Source organism: Fuscibacter oryzae, assembly GCF_016765795.1.
Lineage (GTDB): Bacteria > Pseudomonadota > Alphaproteobacteria > Rhodobacterales > Rhodobacteraceae > Fuscibacter > Fuscibacter oryzae.
This window is the reverse complement of record NZ_JAESVP010000002.1, coordinates 204,884-227,804: the sequence shown is the minus strand read 5'-3', so window position 1 is coordinate 227,804 and position 22,921 is coordinate 204,884. Positions and strand designations below refer to the sequence as shown.

The 22,921-nt window shown below is 64.3% G+C and carries 22 protein-coding genes; 14 read left to right on the top strand and 8 right to left on the bottom strand.

The features are described 5' to 3' along the window. The first annotated feature begins 184 nt into the window (after positions 1 to 184). The 3 genes from JI744_RS04345 (at position 185) to purU (ending at position 5,543) form a co-directional block, all read left to right on the top strand. Positions 185 to 1,378: an efflux RND transporter periplasmic adaptor subunit gene (locus tag JI744_RS04345; RefSeq protein ID WP_202658472.1), complete on the top strand. Its 1,194-nt coding sequence runs from the start codon at positions 185 to 187 to the stop codon at positions 1,376 to 1,378. A gap of 4 nt (positions 1,379 to 1,382) precedes the next feature. Next, a complete protein-coding gene (locus JI744_RS04340) occupies positions 1,383 to 4,469 on the top strand; it encodes an efflux RND transporter permease subunit (RefSeq protein WP_202658471.1) in 3,087 nt (1,028 codons plus the stop codon). A 189-nt stretch (positions 4,470 to 4,658) separates the two neighbouring features. Further along, on the top strand, positions 4,659 to 5,543 hold the full coding sequence (purU, locus tag JI744_RS04335) for a formyltetrahydrofolate deformylase (protein WP_202658470.1): 885 nt from the start codon (positions 4,659 to 4,661) through the stop codon (positions 5,541 to 5,543). Between the two features lie 324 nt (positions 5,544 to 5,867). On the opposite strand, the gene JI744_RS04330 is transcribed toward purU, so the two are convergent. The 3 genes from JI744_RS04330 to JI744_RS04320 are packed head-to-tail and all read right to left on the bottom strand — an operon-like array spanning position 5,868 to position 9,081. After that, the gene (locus JI744_RS04330) at positions 5,868 to 7,028 is read right to left on the bottom strand and encodes an SAM-dependent methyltransferase (protein WP_202658469.1); all 1,161 of its coding nucleotides are present in this window, start codon (positions 7,026 to 7,028) and stop codon (positions 5,868 to 5,870) included. Beyond that, a complete protein-coding gene (locus JI744_RS04325) occupies positions 7,028 to 7,807 on the bottom strand; it encodes a DUF1365 domain-containing protein (RefSeq protein ID WP_202658468.1) in 780 nt (259 codons plus the stop codon). The genes JI744_RS04330 and JI744_RS04325 overlap by 1 nt, the downstream gene beginning before the upstream one ends. After that, on the bottom strand, positions 7,804 to 9,081 hold the full coding sequence (locus JI744_RS04320) for an NAD(P)/FAD-dependent oxidoreductase (RefSeq protein WP_202658467.1): 1,278 nt from the start codon (positions 9,079 to 9,081) through the stop codon (positions 7,804 to 7,806). The genes JI744_RS04325 and JI744_RS04320 overlap by 4 nt, the downstream gene beginning before the upstream one ends. A 230-nt stretch (positions 9,082 to 9,311) precedes the next feature. On the opposite strand from JI744_RS04320, the gene JI744_RS04315 reads away from it, so the two are divergent. The 3 genes from JI744_RS04315 to JI744_RS04305 are packed head-to-tail and all read left to right on the top strand — an operon-like array spanning position 9,312 to position 11,247. Further along, on the top strand, positions 9,312 to 9,884 hold the full coding sequence (locus tag JI744_RS04315; protein ID WP_328756847.1) for a sigma-70 family RNA polymerase sigma factor: 573 nt from the start codon (positions 9,312 to 9,314) through the stop codon (positions 9,882 to 9,884). Further along, positions 9,881 to 10,516, top strand: a complete 636-nt coding sequence (locus JI744_RS04310; RefSeq protein ID WP_202658465.1) for a ChrR family anti-sigma-E factor — start codon at positions 9,881 to 9,883, stop codon at positions 10,514 to 10,516. The genes JI744_RS04315 and JI744_RS04310 overlap by 4 nt, the downstream gene beginning before the upstream one ends. Next, the gene (locus JI744_RS04305; RefSeq protein ID WP_202658464.1) at positions 10,513 to 11,247 is read left to right on the top strand and encodes an SDR family NAD(P)-dependent oxidoreductase; all 735 of its coding nucleotides are present in this window, start codon (positions 10,513 to 10,515) and stop codon (positions 11,245 to 11,247) included. Before JI744_RS04310 ends, JI744_RS04305 begins: the two co-directional genes overlap by 4 nt. Here JI744_RS04305 and JI744_RS04300 read toward each other — a convergent pair. Continuing rightward, a complete protein-coding gene (locus JI744_RS04300; RefSeq protein ID WP_202658463.1) occupies positions 11,244 to 11,645 on the bottom strand; it encodes a DUF2177 family protein in 402 nt (133 codons plus the stop codon). The two genes, JI744_RS04305 and JI744_RS04300, sit on opposite strands and share 4 nt — an antisense overlap. Positions 11,646 to 11,744: 99 nt before the next feature. Here JI744_RS04300 and JI744_RS04295 point away from each other — a divergent pair, with 99 nt between their 5' ends. Beyond that, positions 11,745 to 12,464, top strand: coding sequence for a copper homeostasis protein CutC (locus JI744_RS04295; protein WP_202658462.1), 720 nt, complete (start codon positions 11,745 to 11,747; stop codon positions 12,462 to 12,464). Here the strand turns inward: JI744_RS04295 and nagA are convergent. From nagA to JI744_RS04275, 4 genes are read right to left on the bottom strand one after another with little or no spacing between them, the layout of a single operon-like run. After that, positions 12,428 to 13,588 (bottom strand): N-acetylglucosamine-6-phosphate deacetylase, encoded by a 1,161-nt coding sequence (nagA, locus tag JI744_RS04290; protein ID WP_202658461.1) that lies wholly within the window; start codon positions 13,586 to 13,588, stop codon positions 12,428 to 12,430. The genes JI744_RS04295 and nagA overlap by 37 nt on opposite strands. Next, the gene (locus JI744_RS04285; RefSeq protein ID WP_202658460.1) at positions 13,588 to 14,613 is read right to left on the bottom strand and encodes an SIS domain-containing protein; all 1,026 of its coding nucleotides are present in this window, start codon (positions 14,611 to 14,613) and stop codon (positions 13,588 to 13,590) included. Before JI744_RS04285 ends, nagA begins: the two co-directional genes overlap by 1 nt. A 2-nt stretch (positions 14,614 to 14,615) precedes the next feature. Continuing rightward, positions 14,616 to 15,383, bottom strand: coding sequence for a GntR family transcriptional regulator (locus tag JI744_RS04280; RefSeq protein WP_202658459.1), 768 nt, complete (start codon positions 15,381 to 15,383; stop codon positions 14,616 to 14,618). Next, positions 15,380 to 16,210, bottom strand: a complete 831-nt coding sequence (locus JI744_RS04275) for a BadF/BadG/BcrA/BcrD ATPase family protein (protein WP_202658458.1) — start codon at positions 16,208 to 16,210, stop codon at positions 15,380 to 15,382. Before JI744_RS04275 ends, JI744_RS04280 begins: the two co-directional genes overlap by 4 nt. Positions 16,211 to 16,363: 153 nt before the next feature. On the opposite strand from JI744_RS04275, the gene JI744_RS04270 reads away from it, so the two are divergent. From JI744_RS04270 to JI744_RS04240, 7 genes are all read left to right on the top strand, one after another. Continuing rightward, positions 16,364 to 17,254, top strand: coding sequence for an N-acetylmuramic acid 6-phosphate etherase (locus JI744_RS04270; RefSeq protein ID WP_202658457.1), 891 nt, complete (start codon positions 16,364 to 16,366; stop codon positions 17,252 to 17,254). Positions 17,255 to 17,277: 23 nt separating this feature from the next. Further along, positions 17,278 to 18,528: an ABC transporter substrate-binding protein gene (locus tag JI744_RS04265; RefSeq protein ID WP_202658456.1), complete on the top strand. Its 1,251-nt coding sequence runs from the start codon at positions 17,278 to 17,280 to the stop codon at positions 18,526 to 18,528. Between the two features lie 84 nt (positions 18,529 to 18,612). Then, entirely contained in the window at positions 18,613 to 19,530 is a 918-nt protein-coding gene (locus JI744_RS04260; protein WP_202658455.1) for a carbohydrate ABC transporter permease, read from the top strand. A 9-nt stretch (positions 19,531 to 19,539) separates the two neighbouring features. After that, positions 19,540 to 20,379, top strand: a complete 840-nt coding sequence (locus JI744_RS04255; protein ID WP_202658454.1) for a carbohydrate ABC transporter permease — start codon at positions 19,540 to 19,542, stop codon at positions 20,377 to 20,379. Beyond that, positions 20,376 to 21,398, top strand: coding sequence for a Gfo/Idh/MocA family protein (locus JI744_RS04250; protein WP_202658453.1), 1,023 nt, complete (start codon positions 20,376 to 20,378; stop codon positions 21,396 to 21,398). The genes JI744_RS04255 and JI744_RS04250 overlap by 4 nt, the downstream gene beginning before the upstream one ends. A gap of 11 nt (positions 21,399 to 21,409) precedes the next feature. Next, on the top strand, positions 21,410 to 22,408 hold the full coding sequence (locus JI744_RS04245; RefSeq protein ID WP_202658452.1) for an ABC transporter ATP-binding protein: 999 nt from the start codon (positions 21,410 to 21,412) through the stop codon (positions 22,406 to 22,408). Between the two features lie 132 nt (positions 22,409 to 22,540). Then, on the top strand, positions 22,541 to 22,918 hold the full coding sequence (locus tag JI744_RS04240) for a hypothetical protein (protein ID WP_202658451.1): 378 nt from the start codon (positions 22,541 to 22,543) through the stop codon (positions 22,916 to 22,918). The last annotated feature ends 3 nt before the right edge of the window (positions 22,919 to 22,921 follow it).

The following is a 22,921-nucleotide window of genomic DNA, read 5'->3' as shown; positions in this document are numbered from 1 at the left end:
TCTTGCGGGCTGTCTGTTTTCTGCGCGCCACCGCCGTGGTCCATGACCCAAATCCAGTCTTCGCGTTGAACGGCTTGTGATCCGGCTTGCGACGGATCACCTTGTCATGTGCGTATCACCCCGGCAGACCATAAAATCCCCCTGCGGGCGGATCGGCCACCGCAATGTTCGACGAAGGATGATCATGCCCCGTAACCAGCTACTGCTTCGTCGCCTTGCCGCCCTGACCCTGATTGCCCCACTGCTGCTCGCAGCCCCCATCAACGCCCAGCAAGGCGGCACGGCGCAGCCCCCGGCGAAGGCCGGTTATATGGAGGCCGCAGCTTCGCAGGTGCCGGTGACCATCACCCTGACGGGCCGCGCGCTGGCGCAGAACGCCACGCAGGTGCGCCCAAGGGTGGGCGGGGCGCTGACCGCCATCCTTTATGCGCCCGGCACCGAGGTTGCGGCGGGAACGCCGCTGTTCTCGATCGACCCGCTGACCTATGAGGTTGCTCTTTCTGCCGCCGAGGCGGAGCGGACCCGCGCAGAAGCCGATTACCGCACTGCAAAGCTGGCGTTTGACCGGGCCGAACGGTTGCAAGGCTCGGCCACCAGCCGCTCGGGCTTTGAGGATGCGCAAGCAGCACTGCTCAAGGCGCAAGCCACGCTGGGGGCGGCGGAATCCAGCCTGAAACTGGCCAAGGCGCAGTTGGATTGGACAACGATCCGCGCGCCGATTGCCGGCATCGTCGGGGTGCCGCAGGTGTCGGTTGGCGATCTGGTGACGCAGAACCAGTCAGAGGCGCTGGCCGAGATTGTGCAAGTCGATCCGATCCATGTCGATCTGACCGAACCCTATCCCACCCGCCTGCGGATCGAGGCGCGGGCGGCGGCGGGTGAGGTCACGCTGGGCGAACCGGACCTGACGCTGATCCTGGATGACGGGCGGCGCGTTGAAGGGGCGGCCAAGCTGGTTTCAACCGGGGCTACGGTTTCCACCACCACCGGCACCCGTACCCTGCGGTTCGAGGTGGGCAATGCCAACGGGCGGATCGCGCCCGGCATGTTCCTGCATGGCGAGCTGAAGCTGGGCCAGACCACCGCCTTTCTGGTGCCCCAGCGCGCCGCCCAGCGTCAGCGTGATGGCAGCCTGAGCGTCTGGCTGGTGGTGGAGGGCAAGGCGAAAAAACAGGTGGTGACCGAAAGCGGCACCCATGGCAGCGCCTGGGTGGTGCAGTCCGGGCTGGCGGCGGGTGACCGCATCCTGATCGACGGCACCACCAACCTGCGCGACGGGCAGGCGGTGGACCCGGTTCCCGCCACCATCGACGCAAACGGCGTGGTGCAGGACGCCGCCGCCCCGGCACCGACCAAGACGACTGCGGCGGGGAACTGACCCCGTGGCGCAGTTTTTTATCACCCGCCCCGTCTTTGCCTGGGTCATCGCCATTGTCACCATGCTGTTCGGCACCTGGGGGCTGATGACCCTGCCGATTGAACAATACCCCGACATCGCGCCCACCCGCGTGACCATCACCGCCAATTACCCCGGCGCTTCGGCAGAGGTGACGGAAAACTCGGTCACTTCGGTCATCCAGAACGGGATGACCGGGCTGGACGGCCTGTTGTTCATGACCGCCACCTCCAGCGCCACGGGGCGGTCGCAGGTGGCGATGACATTTTCGGATGCAACCGACCCTGACACCGCGCAGATGCTGGTCCAGAACAAGCTGCAACGGGTTCAGAACAGTTTGCCCGATACCGTGGTGCAGCGCGGCATCTCGGTCGCGCGCAGTGGCGAATCTTCTCTGATGGTCGGCGCGCTGGTGTCAAAAGACGGGCGCTATTCGACGGTGGAACTGGGCGATCTGACCGGGCAGCTGATCGAAGATGCGGTGCTGCGCACCGATGGCGTGGGATCGATCGACAGCTTTTCCTCGGGCTATGCGATGCGGGTCTGGCTGGACCCGATCAAGATGGCGGAATACCAGATCACCACGGCGGATATTTCCTCGGCCATCGCGGATCAGAACTCGACGGTTTCAGTGGGCTCACTGGGCGCACAGCCGGTGGTGCCGGGTCAGCAATTGACCGTGGCGCTGTCGGCGCAGACCCAGCTTTCGACCGTGGACCAATTCGCCCGCATTCAGTTGAAGGGCGAGCAAGACGGTGCCCGCGTTCTGTTGGGCGATGTGGCAAGGATTGAGATTGGCACCGAAAGCTATGGTGCCTCGGCGCTGCTGAACGGCGCGAATGCCGCCGGTTTCTCGGTTACTCTGACCTCTGGCGCGAATGCGGTTGAAACCGCCAACCGGGTGCGCGCGGTCCTGGACAGTATCAAGCCCGCCCTGCCCGAAGGCGTTGACATCGCCTATCCCTATGACACCTCGCCCTTTATCGAACAGTCCATCGAAAAGGTTTATCACACCCTGTTTGAGGCGGTGGGTCTGGTGTTCCTTGTCATCCTGATCTTTCTGCAAAGCTGGCGGGCGACCATCATCCCAACCATCGCCGTGCCGGTCGTGCTGCTGGGCACCTTTGGCGTGCTGGCGGTCTTCGGCTTTTCGATCAACACGCTGACCATGTTCGCCCTTGTGCTGGCCATCGGCCTTTTGGTCGATGACGCCATCGTCGTGGTGGAAAACGTAGAACGGGTGATGGAGGAGGACCACCTTGACCCGCTGGAGGCGACGCGCCGGTCGATGCAGCAGATCACCTCGGCGCTGGTGGGCATCGTGCTTGTCTTGTCGGCGGTGTTTTTACCCATGGCCTTCATGACCGGATCAACCGGGGTGATTTACCGCCAGTTCTCGGTCACCATCATCTCGGCCATGATCCTGTCGCTGGCCGTTGCGCTGATCCTGACGCCTGCGATGTGTGCCGCGCTGTTGAAACGGCGGGCGCATGGCGGCGGCAACGCCTTTGCGCGGGGGTTCAACCGGGGGCTGGACGGGGCGACCCGCAGCTATGGCAGCATTGCATGGGCCGCGATGAAAAAGCCCCTGCTGATGCTGGTTCTGCTTTTGGGTATCGGCGGGGGTGCGGGACTGCTGTTCCAGCGCCTGCCCTCCTCCTTTGTTCCGCAAGAAGATCAGGGTGTGCTGATGGTCATGCTGCGGCTGGCCGAAGGATCGACCACCGCGCAAACGGCGGCGGTGGCAACCGAGGTGCAGGACTGGTTGCTGACCGACGAAAAGGCCAGCGTGGACAGCGTGATGACTGCGCTTGGCTTTTCCTTTGGCGGCGGCGGGCAGAATACGGCGATGGTGTTCGTCAAGCTCAAGGCATTCGCAGACCGCCCCGGCCTGACGGCGGCGATGCTGCAACAGGCGGGCACCCAGCGGTTCCGCGGCCACCGGGCGGGCAACATCACCTTCATGCAGCCGCCACAAATTCAGGGCCTGGGCCAGAACGCCGGGATTTCATTCTACCTGATCGATCAGGCGGGCAGCGGGCAGGCAGCGCTGGAAGATGCCGCGCAAGATCTGGTGGCGCGGGCCGAAGCGGCAGGGGTGGCATCAGGTTTCCGGGGGCAGGAACCGAACCGCCGCCCGTCCTTGAAACTGGACATCGATCAGGAAAAGGCCCGCGCCATGGGCCTAACCGTCAGCAATGTGAATGCGATGCTGTCGGTCATCTTCTCGGGGTCGCAAGTCAATGATTTCCAACTGGGAACCGAGCTGCGCCCGGTCATCGTGCAAGGCGCCCCCGAATGGCGGATGCAGCCCGAACAGATCGACAGTTGGACCGCGCGCAACAGCGCGGGCGAAATGGTGCCCTTTTCCGCCTTCATGAACAAGGTCTGGACCGAAAGCTCGCCCTCGCTGGACAGCTATGGCGGCACGCGGGCGATTTCCATTTCCGCCAACCCGGCGGACGGGGTTTCCACGGGCAAGGCGATGGCCAAGATCGCCGAACTGGTGAAAGAGGTGCCCGGCGGCTACGGCATCGCCTGGACCGGGCTGTCCTATCAGGAACAGCTTGCGGGCAATCAGGCCCCCCTGCTCTTCGCCATGTCGGGGCTGGTGGTGTTCCTGTGCCTTGCAGCCCTTTACGAAAGCTGGACGGTGCCCTTTGCCGTGATGCTGGCGGTGCCGGTGGGCATCTTGGGCGCGCTGGTCGCGGCTTGGGCCTTTGGCCAGTCGAATGACGTCTATTTCAAGGTGGGCCTGCTGACCACCATCGGCCTTGCCGCGCGAAACGCCATTCTGATCGTCGAATTTGCCGAATCCTTACGCAAACAGGGCGTCGGCATGATGGAGGCCACCCGCAAGGCGGCAGAAATTCGCCTGCGCCCGATCCTGATGACCTCTTTCGCCTTTGCGCTGGGGGTGTTGCCGCTGGCCTTGGCCAACGGGGCCGGGGCGGCGGCGCAGCATGCCATCGGCATCGGGGTGCTGGGGGGGATGGTCGCCTCGACCGTGATCGCGTTGTTCATGGTGCCCGCCCTTTATGTGCTGGTGAAAAAGGTCACGCGGCAGGGATAAGTTTCCGATTGGCGACGGGATGTGCCGAAACAATCGGCAATTGGTGAAAGGCGGCAAATTTGCGTCGCTTTTCACCCTTTGTTTTTTGACCCATGGATTGACATGGGCCAACGCGCCACCCAAGCCTCGCCCGCAAGCTCTGGCAGACAAACTGCCGACTTGTAACAGGAATCTGAAAGGAAAACCGGCATGACCGCCTATGTCCTGACCGTGCAATGCACCTCGCGCCGCGGGATCGTTGCGGCCATTACCACCTATCTGTCCGAACAGGGCTGCAACATCACCGACGCCTCGCAGTTCGATGATGAGCTGACCGGCCAGTTTTTCACCCGCATCACCTTTCGGTCGGAAACCGGGGCTTCGCTGGCCGCGCTGCGCGACGGGTTCGCCGCCGTGGCAGACCCGTTCGGCATGACCTGGGCCATCGATGACGGCGCGCACCGCATGAAGGTGCTGCTGATGGTGTCGAACTTTGGCCATTGCCTGAACGACCTGCTGTATCGTTGGAAGATCGGCGCGCTGCCGGTGGATATTGTCGGCGTGGTGTCGAACCACCTGACCTATCAGAAGGTGGTGGTGAACCACGACCTGCCGTTCCACCACATCAAGGTGACCAAGGAAAACAAGCCCGAGGCGGAAAAGCGTCTGCTGAACCTCGTCGATGAATCGGGTGCCGAACTGGTGGTTCTGGCGCGCTATATGCAGGTTCTGTCCGATGCCTTCTGTCAGCGCATGTCGGGGCGGATCATCAACATCCACCATTCCTTCCTGCCATCGTTCAAGGGGGCCAACCCTTACAAGCAGGCCTATGAGCGGGGGGTCAAGCTGATCGGGGCAACTGCCCACTATGTGACCGCCGATCTGGACGAAGGCCCGATCATCGAACAGGATATCGTGCGCATCACCCATGCCCAATCGGCTGAGGATTACGTCAGCCTTGGTCGGGATGTAGAGGCGCAGGTTCTTAGCCGCGCGATCCACGCCCACATCCACCACCGCGTGTTCCAGAACGGCAACAAGACGGTGGTCTTCCCCGCCAGCCCCGGCAGCTATGCCAGCGAGCGGATGGGCTGAAATCAGCCCCTGCGGTCGGTTCGGGCGGATCAGGAAACGCCCTGCGTTTCCCCGCCCGTGCGTGCGGTTTCCACAAGAGACAGTTCGGCAAGAACCTTCGGAGAGGCCAGTGCCACCCAGCCGCGCCACGGGCGCGGCGTTCTTCGGGGAAACGTGCCACTGGCACGTTTCTCACCCCTCATCACCCCCGGCGGGCGAGAAGCGCCCGCCGATGGCGGGGCGGGCGCTGGCCGGGCCTTATGGGCCCGACCGTGCAACTTGCCCCTTCACCGCGTGGCAAAGGCGATGGCCTTCGCCAATTCGGACGCCATGCGAGGCGGTAAATCACCTTTGGGCGTGGGCAAACTCCACCTGCACCACATCCGCGCGGCCCGTTGCAAAGGCCCCGGCGCAACTGCCCAGATAATACAGCCAGTTGCGCCGGAATCTGTCGTCAAACCCCAGCCGCGCCAGCTTGGGGGCAACGGCTTGCAGGTTCTCGCCCCAGATCCGGCAGGTGCGGGCATAGTCTTGCCCGAAGGCAAAGCTGCCCACCATCTGCAACCCCGCGCGCCGGGCCTGATCGGCCATTGCAGCGTTGCAGGGCAACATGCCGCCGGGAAAGGTATAGTGGCGGATGTAGTCGGTGGTCTTGCGATAGACCGAGAATTCGGCATCCGGCACGGTGATGGCCTGCAGCACGGCACGGCCGCCTTCGGCAAGGCTGTCCTTCAGCTTGGCGAAATAGATCGGCCAATAGGCCTCTCCCACCGCCTCGATCATCTCGATGGACACGATGTTGTCAAACCGGCCCGTGACGCTGCGATAGTCTTGCAACCGCACATCGGCCCGCCCGTCAAGCCGTGCATCGGCATAGCCCTTTTGGCTGGGCGACAGGGTGATGGCGGTCACATGCCGCCCGGTTTCCGCCGCGCGCTCGGCAAACCCGCCCCAGCCGCAGCCGATTTCAAGCACGCGTTCCCCCTGCCCCAAACGGCCAAGAATGCGGTCGTATTTCGCATCTTGCGCACGGGCCAGATCGGTTTCACCGGGGGCAAACAGGGCCGAGGAATAGGTCATCCCCCGGTCCAGCCAAAGCTGGTAGAATTCATTGCCCACATCGTAGTGCGCCCGGATGTTGCGCCCCGCCCCGCGCAAGCTGTTGGGCCGCAGCACCCGGCCCAAGAGGTGCAGCTTGATCCGGCTCCACCATCCCGGTGTGGCCCAGCCTTGCAGGTGGTCAAAATTGCGCAGGGCAAGGGTGATCAGCGCCTCAATGCTGCTGGTCTCCCACAGGCCGGCAACATAGCCCTCTCCCAGACCAATCTCGCCCCGCGTCAGAAGCAGGGGCAGCAGAGACCAATCACGGATGGTAAGGTCCACCTCTGGCCCAGCCCCAAAACGATGCACCTGCCCCTCCGGCGTGGTCAGCACCAGCGTACCGTGGCGCAGCCCTTCCAGCGAGGACAGAAAGCGGGTTTTCATAAGGTTGGTCGCAAACATCATCAGCGGCTGATTTCCTGAGCGGGTGGAGGGGGTGGGCTTTGATACCGCGCGCCTTTCAGCCGCAGCCGCAGCGCGTTCCAAAAGATCAGCGTCAGCACCCGCGCGGCCCCGCCGGGGCGGCGGATCAGGCTGGCCAGCAGGTCACGGCTGCGCAGGGGGGTGATGGGGCCGGTCATCGTGGCAATCAGCCCCTCTGCCCCGTCGATCTGGGCGATCCGCACGCCAAAGCGGTCTGGCCGCAGATCAAAGTGGAACCGATAGCTGCCCGCGATGCGCTGAAATGGCGAGACGTAGAACACCTTTTGCGCCACCATCTCATCCTGCGGGGTGATGGGCGCAAAATCCGGCAGGTGGCACAGATAGCTGTGGCGGTGGCCGAAGGTGTTGTTCACCTCGGCAATCACGGCCAGCAGGTCATCGCCACACAGCGCCAGCCAAAAACTGACGGGCGTGAACCACAGGCCCAACAGGCGCGGCTGGGTGATCAGCGCGATGGTCAGCCCCGCAGTATCCAGCCCCGCCTCGCCCAGCACCTCTCTCGCCCAAGCCGCACCGCGCCCCTGCCCGCGCGGGCCGCCATGGTCGCGGCTGTGAAACGAAGCCAGATTCAAACGGTCGATTGAAAACAGTTGGCGCGGGCGTGCCGTTTCGGGGCACAGGATCATGTAATCAACATGATAGCGGAAGGCATGGCGAATGCCCCCGCGCCGGGCATGGGTGGTTTGGGCCGGGATGCGCCGCACCTCGCCCGCCGCAAGGCTTGCCGCCAGCCCCCTCATGCCAGAACCGGCGCCAGCCGCCGGGCCACGCGCAGGGCGCTGGCAAACCCATCTTCGTGAAAGCCGTTGCGCATCCAGGCCCCAGCAAACCAACTGCGGTTTTGCCCCTGCAACCCGGCCAGCCGCCCCTGCGCCGCCAAGGCGGCATGGTCAAACACCGGATGGCGAAAGGTCACCTGATCGTAAACCAGATCGTCGCGGATCGGCCGCGCCGGGTTCAGCGTGACAAACAGCGGGTCACTCTCGGGGATGTTTTGCAGGCGGTTCATCCAATAGGTCACACCCAGTGGCGTATCGGCGGGGAGCAGACTGTCGGTGCTGTAGACCCACGAACTCCAGCACGCCTTCCGGCGCGGCATAAAGCCCGGATCGCGGTGCAGAACGGTGTGGTTGTCCTGAAAGCGGATCGCGCCAAGGGTCGCCTGCTCTGCCGGGCTGGGTTGGGCCAAAAGGCGCAGGGTCACATCGGCATGGGTGGCAAAGATCACCTGATCAAAGCGGCGCGGCTCATCCTGCGCGGTGTGCAGGGTAACGCCGTCCGCATCGCGCACCACGCGCTGCACCGGGGTGGCAGGGCGCAGGTCAACCCCGCGCGCGGCCAGCGCCCCGGTCAGACGGCTGACATAGGCCGCACTGCCGCCTGTCACCGTCCACCACTGGTGCTGACCGGTGGGCGACATCAACGCATGATTGCCCATAAACCGCACCAGCGCCTGTGCCGGAAAGCCGCCAATCGCCTGCGTCGGCGTGGACCAGATCGCCCCGCAGATGGGGTAAAGGTAATAGTCGCGAAACCACCGCCCCACCCCCAGCCGCGCCAGCAACTGGTCGATGGTCAGGCTGGGGTCCGCCGCCTCGGCCCCGGCCCGCGCATTGAACCGCATGATGTCGCGCAGCATGCCCCAGAACCGCGGGTTCGCCGCATTGGAGCGTTGGCCGAACAACCCGTTGACCGAGGCCAGCGCATATTCCAACCGCCCCCCGCCGATGGAAACACCAAAGCTCATGTCGCTGCGTTCGACCGGCACATCCAGATCGCGAAAGAGGCCCGTCAGATGCGGGTAATTGGCATAGTTGAACACGATGAACCCGGTATCAACCGGCTGATCGCCCCGCAGCCCCGCCATCACCGTGCGGGCATGACCGCCCAGACGCGGCTCTGCCTCATAGACCGTGACCCGGTGTATCCCCGACAGCGCCCAGGCCGCTGACAGGCCAGAGATGCCGCCGCCGATGATGGCAATGCTTTGGGCGGGCGTCTGGTCAAAGGGCAAGGGGATGCTCCGCTTGTTTTGGATGGTTGCATCAAGGGTTACGCAATGCCCAGGCGGGCGGATCAGCCCGGCAAGAATTTATTCTGCCCTACCCGTTTCGGGGTGATCCGCCCTGCCTTGGGCAGCGTATCCCCTGCATGTCGCTTGATTGCCCCCTTTTGCATGCCCCACAGGCAGCCGCCCCGCCGCCGGTCTTGTCAGACCGCGCGGCACCGGGGCATGGTGCGCCGGTGAGACAGGAGCGCGGCGTGCAAGAGACGATCTCGGAACAGACGCTTTGGCTGCTTGCGGTGCGTGACCAGCGTGACCGGCAGGCCTTTGCCCGCCTGTTCGACCATTTCGCCCCAAGGGTGAAGGCCATGCTGATGCGCGGCGGCTTGCGCGATGGCACCGCCGAGGATGTGGTGCAGGATGTGATGCTGGCGGTCTGGCGCAAGGCCGATCAGTTTGACCCCCACCGCGCCCCCGCCTCGGCCTGGATTTACCGCATCGCGAGGAACCGCCAGATCGATCTGGTGCGCCGCCGCCCCGCGCCATTGCCCGAGCTGCTGGACGAAGCGCCCGACACCGAACCCGACGCCGAGCAAATTCTGGCGCTGGAGCAAGAGACCACACGGCTCAAGGCCGCCCTTCTGGCCCTGAACCCCGAACAAACCCGCACCATCGAACAGGCCTTTCTGGAAGAGCTGACCCATACCGAGATCAGCCAGCAGACCGGCCTGCCCCTTGGCACCATCAAATCGCGCATCCGCCTGGGACTGGACAGGCTGCGCAAGGAACTGGCAGATCTCAAACCCGAATGACCGTTATTTCTCATCATATCGCTGAAAAGCTGATCGCGGCGCATGTTGCCGGGCAGTTGCCGCATGTGTTTTCCGTGGTGGTGGCCGCCCATATCTCGGTTTGCGACGAATGCCGCGCGCGGGCCGAAGCGGCAGAGGTGCTGGGTGGCGCGCTGATGGACAGCGTTGGGCCGGTCAGCCTGTCGTCGGGCGCGCTGGGCCGTGCGCTGGCAGCGCTGGATGATGAGGTGCCGGAACCCGCGCCCATCACCCGTTCCGGCATTTTTCCTGCGCCTGTGATGCAGGCGATGGGCGGCAAACCGCCCGCCTGGCGGATGCTGGGCGGCGGGGTGCGCCAGCAGATTCTGGCGGCCGATGGCGAGGGGTCGTTGCGCTTGCTCTATATCCCGCCGGGAATGGCGGTGCCGGAACATGGCCACCGCGGGCTGGAACTGACGATGGTCCTGCAAGGCAGCTTTTCCGACAGCGAGGGCCGCTTTGCCGCCGGCGATGTCGAGGTGGCGGGGGGAGAGCTGGACCACCAGCCCATCGCCGGGCCGGAAGGCCCCTGCATCTGCCTTGCCGCAACCGATGCGCCCTTGCGCTTTCATGCGCTGTTGCCGCGCCTGTTGCAGCCCCTGTTCCGCATATGACCGGCTTTTTCGCGGGCAAGCGCTATTGGATTATCGGCGCCAGTGCTGGGATCGGGGCGGCGCTGGCCCGTGAATTGCACCGCCGGAGGGCCAGCCTGATCCTGTCGGCCCGCGATGCGGGCGCGTTGCAGGCGCTGGCCGCCGATTGTGGCGATGCCACCGTGCTGCCGCTTGATCTGGGCCAGCGCGACACGCTGGTGCGGGCGGTGGCCAGTCTGGCGGAAAGCAAGGTCGATGGAGTGATCTGCACCGCCGCCCTCTACGATCCGGCGCGCGTGGCAGAGCTTGACGCGGCGCGCAGCGAAGATCTGGTGCGGGTGAACCTGCTGGGCAGTCTGGATGTCGCGCGCCTCTGCCCGCCCTTGATTGCGGCGGGCGGGCAACTGGTGCTGTTCGGCTCGGTCGCGGGGTATTTCGGGCTGCCGAACGGTCAGGCTTATTCGGCCACCAAGGCCGCGATCATCAATCTGGCCGAAAGTCTGCGGACCGAACTGGCCCCCGCCATTGATGTGCGGCTGGTCAGCCCCGGCTTCGTGAAAACCCGGCTGACCGACAAGAACAGCTTTGCCATGCCCGCCCTGATCACGCCCGAACAGGCGGCGATTGCCGTGGCAAACGGGTTGCAGCGCCGCAGCTTTGAAATCCATTTCCCCAAGCGGTTCACCCTAGGAATCAAGCTGTTGCGCGCCCTGCCCTATGCCGCCTCGTTGCGTCTGGTGGCGCGGCTTTAGGCCAGCCGCCCGGTCATCACCGCTACCCCGGCCCAGGCGGAAACGCCGCACAGCGCCGTGCCCCACAGGCAATCCACCACCACCTGCCGCAAGGTCCAGTCGGCCAAGGTGGCGTAATTGGTGAATTCATAGGTGCCATAGGCCAACAGCCCCAGAGCCGCGCCGCCCACCAGCGCCTGCAACGGCGCTTCGGCCTTCAACGCGGGGATTGATACGAAATACAAAAGCCCCGCCGTGAACCCCAGATAGAACAACGCCGCCGGGCCTAACCGCATCGGATCGGCCAACAGATGGCCCACCGCGCGTTCAAAGGCAGGCAGCACGACATAGCGGATGCCCACCATGTCCAGCCCCAGAAACAGCGCTGTTGTCACGGTATAAAGTAAGATCACCTGCATCGCCTGCCCATCCGCTCTGGCCCGACCTCGGGCAGTTGTGCAAAGACTACGCACAGCGCGCGGCCCCGGATCACCCCGCGCCTGATCTGGGAGTTGGGAATGCCCGCAACGCTGGAAATCTGTGTCGATACTGTCGCGGGCCTGACCACTTGCCGCGCCGCCGGGGTGGACCGGATCGAGCTGTGTTCCGCCCTTGATCTGGGGGGCCTGTCGCCCGGCACCGGGCTGTTGCACGCGGCACAGGGCAATGGCGCGGTGCATGTGATGATCCGCCCCCGCGCGGGTGATTTTTTGTGGTCGGCAGCCGAGCTTGATCTGATCTGCGCCGAGATTGCCACCATCCGCAGCATGGGGCTGGCGGGGGTGGTGATCGGTGCGGCAACCGCCACCGGCGCGCTGGATGTGGCGGCGCTGGCGCGGATGATGCAGGCGGCGCGGGGCCTGTCGGTCACGCTGCACCGCGTGGTTGATCTGCTGCCCGATCCGGTTCATGCGGTGGCGGTGGCCGCCGATCTGGGGATTGACCGCATCCTGACCTCGGGCGGGGCGGCGCGCGCCGCCGATGGGGCTGCAACGCTGGCGCGGATGGTACAGGCGGCAGCGGGCCGGGTCGAGGTGATGGTGGGCTCTGGCGTTACGGCTGCGCTGATCCCGCAGCTTGCGCAGGCGACCGGGGCAAGGTCGTTTCACGCCTCCGGGGGCCGCGAAGGCGCGGTTGATCCGCGCCTGTTGCAGATGGGCTTTGCCCTCCGCCCGCCGCGCCAGACAGACCCGGCGCAGGTTCAGGCGTTGCTGGCTGCCGTGCGCGCCTTGCCATAGGGCGCAATCGGCTGCCCGGCGCGCCACACTCCCCGCAGCGCCCAATCGGGCGACAGATGCACAAAATCCGCCCCCCGGCCCGGTGCCAGATGGCCAAGGCTGTCCCCCCTGCCAATCGCCCGCGCCGGAACCGAGGAGGCCATGGCCAGCGCCCGCTCTGGCCCCAGCCCCACCTGATCAACCAGCACCTGCAAGGCGCGCGACAGGGTCAGGTCGGCCCCGGCCAGCGTGCCATCCTGCAAGGTCAGCCTGCCGTCGCGGCGCAGGATATGCCGCCCGCCCAGCGTCATCTCGGCCAGGTCGGTGCCGGCAAGGCCCATGCAATCGGTGACCAGAAACACCCCTTCGGCCTTGGCCGCCAGCGCCACCTGCATTGACAGCGGATCAACATGCAGGCCGTCGGCGATCAGCCCGGCAAAGCCGGGTCCACCCAGAATGGCGCCCACCATGCCCGGCTCCCGGTTGCCCAACTGGCTCATCGCGTTGAAAAGATGGGTGGCGCATCCGGCCCCTGCCGCCATCGCGGCCCGCGCCGTTGTGGCAGAGCAATCACTGTGACCAAGGCTGACCACCACCCCCGCCGCCACCAAAGCGGCGATCTGGTTCGCGCTGACCGCCTCTGGCGCAACGGTACACAGCAGCGTCGGCAGATTGCGCGCGGCATGCAGCAACAACGCCAGATCCCGCTCCTCCATCGGGCGGATCAGCGCGGGGTCATGCGCGCCCTTACGGCGCGGGTCCAGATGCGGGCCTTCCAGATGCAGGCCCAGAAAGCCCGGCACCCCGGCTTGGGTCGCCGCAATTCCGGCGGCGATCACCTGCTCGGTTGCCTGATAGGTATCGGTTATCAGCGTCGGCAGACAGCCCGTCGCGCCAAGGCTCGTCTGACTGTCGCAAATGGTGCGCAGGCCCGCCAGCGTGGCCTGCCCGTCCAGTTGCACCCCGCCAGAGCCGTTGACCTGCAAATCCAGAAAGCCCGGTGCGATAATGCCGCCGCAAAGCTCCACCACCTGCCCCTGCGGCGCGCCGATCTCAACCACCTGCCCGCCGTCAACCACCAGCGCGCCATGGCAAAACCGCTGCCCGTCAAAAACCCGCGCACCTGTGTAAGAGGTCAGGGTCATCACACCGTCTCCGTCACCTTGCGCAGATGGGGGGGCGTGTCGGGGTCAAAGCCGCGCCGCCGGGCCAGCGCCTCGACAAAGCCATAGAACGACACGGCCAGCACCAAAGGGGCAACCAGAGGATGCAACCCGGTCACGGCGGGCAAGGTTACGGCACCTTGTGCTGCGGCCCCGGTCACGAACACATCGGCCCCCTGCGCGGCAAGCCGTTCGCACGTTTGTACCACGCCTGCCTGTGCGGCATCTTCCACCGCCAAAGCCAACACGGGAAAGTTCGATTGCACAATCGCGGCAGGGCCATGCAGAACCTCTGCCGCAGAATAAGCTTCGGCGTGCAAGCCGCAGGTTTCCTTGAATTTCAGCGCCGCCTCGCTGGCAATGGCAAAGGCAGGGCCGCGCCCCAGCACAAAGGCCGATTGCGCCCGTGACAGCCGCGCGGCAAGGGGCGACCAATCGACCGCCAGCGCCCGGTCAAACGCCTCTGGCAGACCTGCCACGGCGCGGCGCAACCCGTCATCGTCCTGCCATTCCGCCACCAGCGCCAGCCCGGCCAGCACAGAGGTGACAAAGGTTTTCGTCGCCGCAACCGACTGTTCCACCCCCGCCAGCAGCGGCAAAGCATGGGCCGAGGCCAGCGCCATCGGGCTGTCGGCGAAATTGGTGATCGCGACCGACAAGGCCCCGCCTGCCCCGGCAGAACGCATCATCTCTACAATATCCGGGCTGCGGCCCGATTGCGAAATGCCGATACAGACCGCCCCCCCCAGCCGCAACTGCCGCCCGTAAACCGAAGCAACCGATGGCCCGACCGAAGCCACCGGCACCCCCGCCAGCAGCTCTGCCGCATACTTCAGATAGGTCGCCGCATGGTCCGAAGACCCGCGTGCCACCGTCACGATCAGGCCGGGGTCAGCCGCCCGCATCGCCGCCGCAGCCCTTGCCAGCGCCGGGGCGGATTGGTCCAGAAACCGCGCCGCGACCTGCGGAATTTCGGCCACTTCACGGGCCATGTGGCTTTGGGTCATCGTCACGTCCTTTCCTCATCCGAGGGCAGTTTCAGTTCCACGGCAAAGTCATAGGCATCGCCGCGATAAAGCGAGCGGGTGAATTCCACCACGCGCCCGCTGCGCAAATATCCGATCCGCTCGATCTTCAGCCCCGCCGCACCGGACGCAACGCCCAGAAGGTCGGCATCGCGGGCCGACAGATTGGCCGCCGAAATCCTCTGCACCGCCCGCACCGGGCGCAGGCCGCGCAGATGCAGCACAGCATAAAGCGAGGTGTCCACCTCGGCAGGGTCAGGCAAAACATCGGGCGGCAGCGAGGCGCGTTCAATCGCCAACGGCACTCCATCAGACCGCCGCACCCGCTCGATCCGGGCCACGCGGTCACCCGCCCCCAACCCCAGCGCCATCACCTCTTCGGGTGACGGCACATGAAGTGCGCGCGACAACCATATGGATTCCACAGATTTCCCGCGCCGCGCCATATCTTCGGTGAACGAGGTCAGCAGGCTGAGCGCCTGTTCCAGCCGTTCGACTTGGGGCGCGACAAAGGTGCCCGATCCGCGCCGCTGCACCAGTTGGCCCTGCGCCACCAACCCCTCAACCGCCTTGCGCACAGTGACGCGCGACAGGCCGGTCATCGCCGCCATGTCCCGCTCTGGCGGCAGGCTGTCGCCCGGGCCCAACTGGCCGGTGGCCACCGCCTCGGCGATGCGGCGCTGCAATTGCAGATACAGCGGGCCAGCGTGCCGTTCGTCAAACCCGGCAGCAGAGAAGATGGTCTCGCTCATGTGTCCCTCCGCGCCAGTCGCAATGCGCCGTCCAATGCGGTGCCCAAAGCGGGCCGTATCGGCCAGCGCCCCGCCAGCCGCGCCGCAAAGGTAGGGCCAAGCCCGCCCAGAAATACCACCGGCAGGTCTTGCCCCGCCTGCAACACAGCAACCGCTGCCGCGACATGATCCGTGGCCGCCTGCATCACCGCCTCTGCCGCCGCATCGCCGGACGTCAGGACCCGAGGCGCCAGCGCGGCATAATCCGCAGGCCGCGCGGTCAGGGAATAGGCCACCACCCTGTCATCGCCCCCTGCCTCGTCAATCAGGGCGCGCAACAGGGGCGTCATATCCTCCAACCCGTCCACCGCCCGCAAGGCGCGCGCCAGGATCGCGCGGCCAATCCAGGCACCAGAGCCTTCGTCGCCCATGGCAAGGCCGCGCCCGCCCATCTGGCGTACCACCCCGCCGCGCTGCACACCAAAGACCGATCCTGTGCCCATCGCGGCAACGATCCCGTCGCCCTCGCCCAAGGCACCCATCACGGCCGTCACCGCATCGGTCACCACCCGCGCCACGGCAAAGGGCAGCGTGGCGGCCAATTGTTCCGCCACCCCCGCCGCATTGGCCCCGGCCAGCCCCAGCCCGGCGCGCACCATGGAAGGCTGCGCGCCCAGCTCGGTCAGCGCATGATCCGCCGCCCTGAGGATATTTACCATCGCCCCCGGCAGATCGGATGCGATGTTGGCTGGCCCCGCCTCGGCCCGCGCCAAAATACGGCCCGAGGCATCCGCCACCGCCGCTCGGCACCCCGTGCCCCCACCATCAATGCCAAGAAACAACTGCATCCGAATCCCTCTCGGCGCGATAATACCAAACAAAGACCAAATAGGAAGCACGTTCCCATATCCTGCGTGAAATGAACGGAATTTCAGCCAATCCAAGAAATCCCTTTACTATTGGTATTGTTTTGGCATTGTCATATCAAATCGAGGAATCACATGACCACACCCGCGACAGAACGCCGCCATCCCCAAACGCAGGGTCTGCAAGCCCTGCCGGGTGCTGCTGTTCTGTCGCTGGCGCTGGATAGCCAGATCGCGGCACTGTCCGCAGTTCGCCCCGCTCTGCCCGCGCTGGAGCGGGCGGCACTGGCGGCGGCACAGGCGCTGTCGAGCGGTGGCAAGCTGGCATACGTCGGGGCCGGATCTTCGGGGCTGATGGCGCTGGCCGATTGCCTGGAGCTGTCCGGCACCTTTGGCATCGCGCCCGACCGCACGCCGATGCTGTTCGCCGGAGGGGCGACGGCCCTGCTGCACATGACCGGCGCGGTCGAGGATGATTTGTCGCTGGCCGGGGCGGATTTTTCTCGCGCCAACCTTGGGGCGGGCGATGTGGCACTGTGTATCTCGGCCTCTGGCTCCACGCCTTATACGTTGGCGGTTGCACGGTTGTGCAAGGCGGCAGGGACAGTGGTGATCGGGCTGGCCCATGCGCCGGGCACCCCGCTGCTGGATCTGGCCGATATTCCGGTCTGTCTGGAAACCGGGCCAGAGATCGTGGCAGGATCGACCCGGCTAGGGGCAGCGACCGCGCAAAAGGCGGCGCTGAACCTGATTTCCGTGCTGGTCGGGCTGCGGCTGGGCCATGTGCATGATGGCTTTATGGTCAATCTTGTGGCCGATAATGCCAAACTGGTTGACCGCGCCGCGCGGATTGTCGCGGCGCTGTCGGGCCAGCCGGTCGCGCGGGCGCACGAGGCGCTTGCCGCCACGTCGGGTGCCGTGAAACCGGCGGTTCTGGTTGCGGCGGGGGCCGCCCCAGCAAAGGCGCAAAGTTTGCTGACGGACAGCGGCGGCCATCTTGGCCCGGCGCTGGAACAACTCAAATAATAAAGACCAACAGGAGGTTACCGATGAAAAAGACCCTTCGCTTTGCCCTATTGGCCAGCACGCTGCTGGCAGGCACCGCTCAGGCCGAAGATGTGACGCTGACCATCGAAAGCTGGCGCAACGATGACCTGACGATCTGGCAGGACACGCTGATCCCCGCATTCGAGGCGGCGAACCCCGGTATCAAGGTGACCTTCTCGCCAACCGCCCCGGCCGAATACAACGCCGCGTTGAACTCCAAGTTGTCAGCAGGGTCTGCGGGCGACCTGATCACCTGCCGCCCTTTCGACGCCTCGTTGGAACTGTTCAAGCAGGGCAATCTGGCCGATCTGACCAGCCTTGCCGCGATGGCGAATTTCAGCGACGTGGCGAAATCTGCCTGGCAGACGGATGATGCAGCAGCCACCTTCTGCGTTCCGATGGCAAGCGTGATCCACGGCTTCATCTATAACAAAGAGGCCTTCGACAAGTTGGGGATCAGCCCGCCGACCACGGTGGATGAATTCTTTGCAGCCCTCGACAAGATCAAGGCCGACGGCACCTATATTCCGATGGCCATGGGCACCGCCGACCAGTGGGAAGCGGCCACGATGGGCTATAACAACATCGGTCCGAACTATTGGAAGGGCGAAGAGGGTCGCCTTGCGCTGATCAAGGGCACGCAAAAGCTGACCGATGCCGATTGGGTGGCCCCGTTCGAGCAACTGGCGAAGTGGAAGGATTATCTGGGCGACGGCTATCAGGCCCAGACCTACCCCGACAGCCAGAACCTGTTCACCCTTGGCCGTGCGGCGATCTATCCCGCCGGTTCGTGGGAAATCGCGGGCTTCAACACTCAGGCCGCGTTCAAGATGGGCGCGTTCCCGCCCCCCGTCGCAGCCGCCGGGGATGATTGCTACATCAGCGACCATACCGACATTGCCATGGGCATGAACGCCAAGACCGCCCACCCCGAGGAGACCAAGAAGTTCCTTGAATGGGTCGGCAGCCCCGAGTTCGCGACCATGTACGCCAACGCCCTGCCCGGTTTCTTCAGCCTGAACTCGACCCCGGTCGAGATGAAAGACCCGCTGGCGCAAGAGTTCGTGTCGTGGCGCGGCAAGTGCCATTCGACGATCCGCTCGACCTATCAGATCCTGTCGCGCGGCACGCCGAACCTGGAGAATGAGACCTGGACGGCATCGGCCAATGTGATCAACGGCACCGAGACGCCCGCCAATGCAGCCAAGCGTCTACAAGAGGGCCTTGAAAGCTGGTACAAACCCGCGCCCTGAACGCCGGTTGACCTGACGGCGCCGGGGGTTTCACACCCCCGGACCCCCGTGGGATATTTATGAACAGATGATGGGGAAACGGGCATGGCCGGACGCAAGGCGTTTCGCTGGCATATCGCGGTGTTTCTGGCGCCTGCGGTGCTGGTTTATACCGCCATCATGATCATCCCGCTGTTCGGGACGCTGAACCTGTCCTTGTACAATGTGCAGGGCCAAAACCGGGTGTTCGTGGGGTTGGCGAATTTTGCCACGCTGTTTGGCGATCCGCGCTGGTCGGCCAGTTTCTGGAACGCGCTGGGGAACAATTGCTGGTTCTTTGTCATCCATATGCTGGTGCAGAACCCGATCGGGGTTTTGCTGGCGGCAATACTGTCCTCGCCCCGGTTGCGGATGGCGGCGTTTTACCGGACGGCGATTTTCATTCCGACCATCCTGTCTTTCGTCATCGTGGGGTTTGTGTGGAAGCTGATCCTGTCGCCGATCTGGGGCATCGCGCCGGGGATGCTGGATGCGGTGGGGCTGAAATCGCTTTACGGGCCGTGGCTGGGCAAGCCGGATACCGCGCTGATCACGCTGGCGCTGGTGTCGGTCTGGCAGTTCGTGGGGATACCCATGATGCTGATCTATGCTGCGCTGCTGTCGATCCCGGATGATGTGATCGAGGCGGCGGAGATGGACGGGCTGACCGGCTGGGCGCAGTTCTGGAAGATAAAGCTGCCGCTGATCTTGCCGAGTATCGGCATCATCTCGATCCTGACTTTCGTGGGGAATTTCAACGCCTTTGATCTGATCTATGTCAGCCAGGGCGCGCTGGCCGGGCCGAATTTCTCGACCGATATTCTGGGCACGTTCCTGTACCGCACCTTCTTTGGCTTCCAGTTGCAGCTGGGCGATCCCCACATGGGCGCGGCGATTGCGACGGCGATGTTCGGCATCATTCTGGTGGGGGTGTGCATCTACCTGTTTGCCATCCAGACGCGGCTGCGCCGCTATCAGTTCTAGGGGGAAACCATGAGCCAGAGCCGCAGCCATACCGGACGCACGATTGCAGCCCATGCCGTGCTGCTGACCTATACCTTGATCGCGCTGTTTCCGGTGTTCGTGATCGTGATCAACAGCTTCAAGTCGCGGAAGGCGATCTTTGCCGACCCGCTGGCGCTGCCCATGCCGGAGAATTTTGACGCAGTGGGTTATACCACCGTGCTGCAACAGGGCCATGTGGTGCAGTATTTCGCCAATTCGCTGATCGTTACCGTCGCCAGCCTGTTTTTCGTGCTGTTGTTCGGGGCGATGGCGGCCTTTGCCCTGTCGGAATACCGGTTCAAGGGCAACATGCTGATGGGCCTCTATCTGGCGCTGGGGATCATGATTCCGATCCGTCTGGGCACCGTGGCGATCTTGCAGATGATGGTCGCCGCCGGGTTGGTGAACACGCGGACAGCGCTGATTTTAGTTTACACCGCGCAGGGTTTGCCATTGGCGGTGTTCATCCTGTCGGAGTTCATGAAGACGATCTCGGATGATCTGAAGAACGCCGGGCGGATTGATGGGCTTAGCGAATACCGCATCTTCTTTACCCTTGTCTTGCCGCTGATCCGGCCCGCGATGGCGACGGTGGCGGTGTTCACCATGATCCCGATCTGGAACGACCTGTGGTTCCCGCTGATTTTGGCACCATCCGAGGCGACCAAGACCATCACGCTGGGAAGCCAGGTGTTCATCGGGCAGTTCGTGACCAACTGGAATGCCGTGCTGGCCGCGCTGTCGCTGGCAATCATTCCGGTGCTGGCGCTGTATCTGATCTTCTCTCGCCAGCTTATCAGCGGCATCACTGCAGGAGCCGTGAAATGATCCGTGTGCTTGTTGCAGGGCTAGGCAATATGGGGCGCAGCCATGCGCTGGCCTATCATGCGAACCCCGTTTTCCAGATTGTCGGGCTGGTCAACCGGTCGCGCCCCGATCTGCCGGTGGAGTTGCAGGGTTATGAGGTGACGGCGGATTATGCCGAAGCTTTGGCGCGTCTGAAGCCCGATCTGGTTTGTGTGGCCACCTATTCCGACAGCCACGCCGATTATGCCGTGGCGGCGATGGAGGCGGGGGCGGATGTGTTCGTGGAAAAGCCGCTGGCGACCACGGTGGCCGATGCGCGGCGTGTGGCGGACTGTGCGGCGCGGACCGGGCGCAAGGTGGTGGTGGGCTATATCCTGCGTCATCACCCAAGCTGGCAGCGGCTGATCGCCGAGGCGCGGGCGCTGGGCGGGCCTTATGTGTTCCGGCTGAACCTGAACCAGCAGTCCAGTGGCCCGACATGGGAGGTGCATAAGGCGCTGATGCAGACCACGCCGCCCATCGTGGATTGCGGGGTACATTATGTCGATGTGATGTGCCAGATCACCGATGCAAGGCCGGTCGAGGTGCGCGGCATGGGGCTGCGGCTGTCGAACGACATTGCGCCCGGCATGTATAACTACGGCCATTTCCAAGTGCTGTTCGACGATGGAAGCCTTGGCTGGTATGAGGCGGGCTGGGGCCCGATGATGTCGGACACCGCGTTTTTCGTGAAGGATGTGGTCAGCCCGAACGGCGCGGTTTCCATCCGAATGCCCGAAAGCGCGCGGTCGGATGATATCGATACGCATACGAAAACCTCGCTTTTGCGGGTTCATCGGGTGGATACCGGCGATACCGACATCAGCATGGCGGACGAACCGGGCCACCAAGAGCTGTGCGACCGCGAGCAGGCCTTCATGGCCTGCGCCATCACCGAAAACCTGGACCTGACGCGGCACCTGCAAGATGCGGTGCAGTCGCTTGCCATCTGCCTTGCGGCCGATGAAAGCGTGCGGTCGGGCCTGCCTGTCAAACTTTGAAGGAGACGCCCGTGGGTGCCCTGAGCCTTTCCCAAGTTACCAAAGCCTTCGGCAAGACCGAGGTGATCAAGGGCGTCGACCTGACCGTGAATGACGGAGAGTTCTGCGTCTTTGTCGGCCCTTCGGGCTGCGGCAAATCCACCCTGCTGCGCATGATCGCGGGGCTGGAGGATGTGTCGGGCGGCGATGTCATGCTGGACGGGGTGCGGATCAACGATCTGGCGCCGGCCAAGCGCGAGCTTGCGATGGTGTTTCAGACCTACGCGCTTTACCCGCACCTGACGGTGCGCGAAAACATGGGGCTGGCCTTGAAACAGGCGGGAGAGCCCAAGGCAAAGATTGACGCGTCAATCGCGCGGGCCGCCGGAATGCTGGCGCTGGACCCATACCTTGACCGGCGTCCGGCCGAACTGTCGGGCGGGCAGCGGCAACGGGTGGCCATTGGCCGCGCCATCGTGCGGACGCCGAAGCTGTTCTTGTTCGACGAACCCCTGTCAAACCTTGATGCCGCCCTGCGCGTGGCGACGCGGATCGAGATTGCCCGCCTGCACCGCGAACTGGGTGCGACGATGATCTATGTGACCCATGATCAGGTTGAGGCGATGACACTGGCCGACAAGATCGTGGTGTTACGGGCGGGCCGGGTGGAACAGGTCGGCGCGCCGATGGAGTTGTATAACAACCCGGCGAACACCTTTGTTGCGGGCTTTATCGGGTCGCCCCAGATGAATTTCCTGAAATCGGCGGCGGTGGGACAGCAGGGCGAGACCACGGGCATTCGCCCGGAACACCTGACCATCGCGCGCGATGCGGGCCAGATCGCCGGACAGGTCAGCCATGTTGAAAAGCTGGGCGGCGAGACGCTGGTTTATGTGCGCGCCGAACCCCACGGCCTTTTGACGGTGCGGCTGTTCGGCGAGCATGACTTTGCCGTGGATGAGGCCGTCTGGCTGACGCCCGATGCCACCCGCGCCTTCCACTTTGACGCGAACGGCGCACGGTTGAGGTAAGCCTTTCCCGACCTGCCCTTTTTCGGGCCTAAAAGCCATAACCATGCTACATATAATGCGCCGGGGATCTCTCCGGCGCCTTTTCATTCAATAAAACAATGGGCCGAATGGCCCCTTTGAAGGGACAAGGACATGAATATCTCTCGTGGTTTTCTGGTAATCGGTTCGCTGTATCTGCTGGTCGGCATTGGACTGGGCATGCACATGGGCGCCTCGGGTGACCATACGCTGGCCCCGGTCCATGCCCATATCAACCTGCTGGGCTTTGCCGTGATGTCGATCTTCGGCCTGGCCTATCGTCTGATCCCCGGTCTGGCCGAGGGCTGGATGCCAAAGGCGCATTTCTGGCTGCACCAGATCGGCGCGCTGATCCTGCTGATCGGGCTGACCCTGCTGATGCTGGGCAAGGTCGAAGAGGCCAGCATCGGTCCGATCCTGGGTATCTTTGAGCTGTTTATCCTTGCAGGCACCATCCTGTGGACGGTGAACCTGTGGAAGCGCACCGCCTGACCG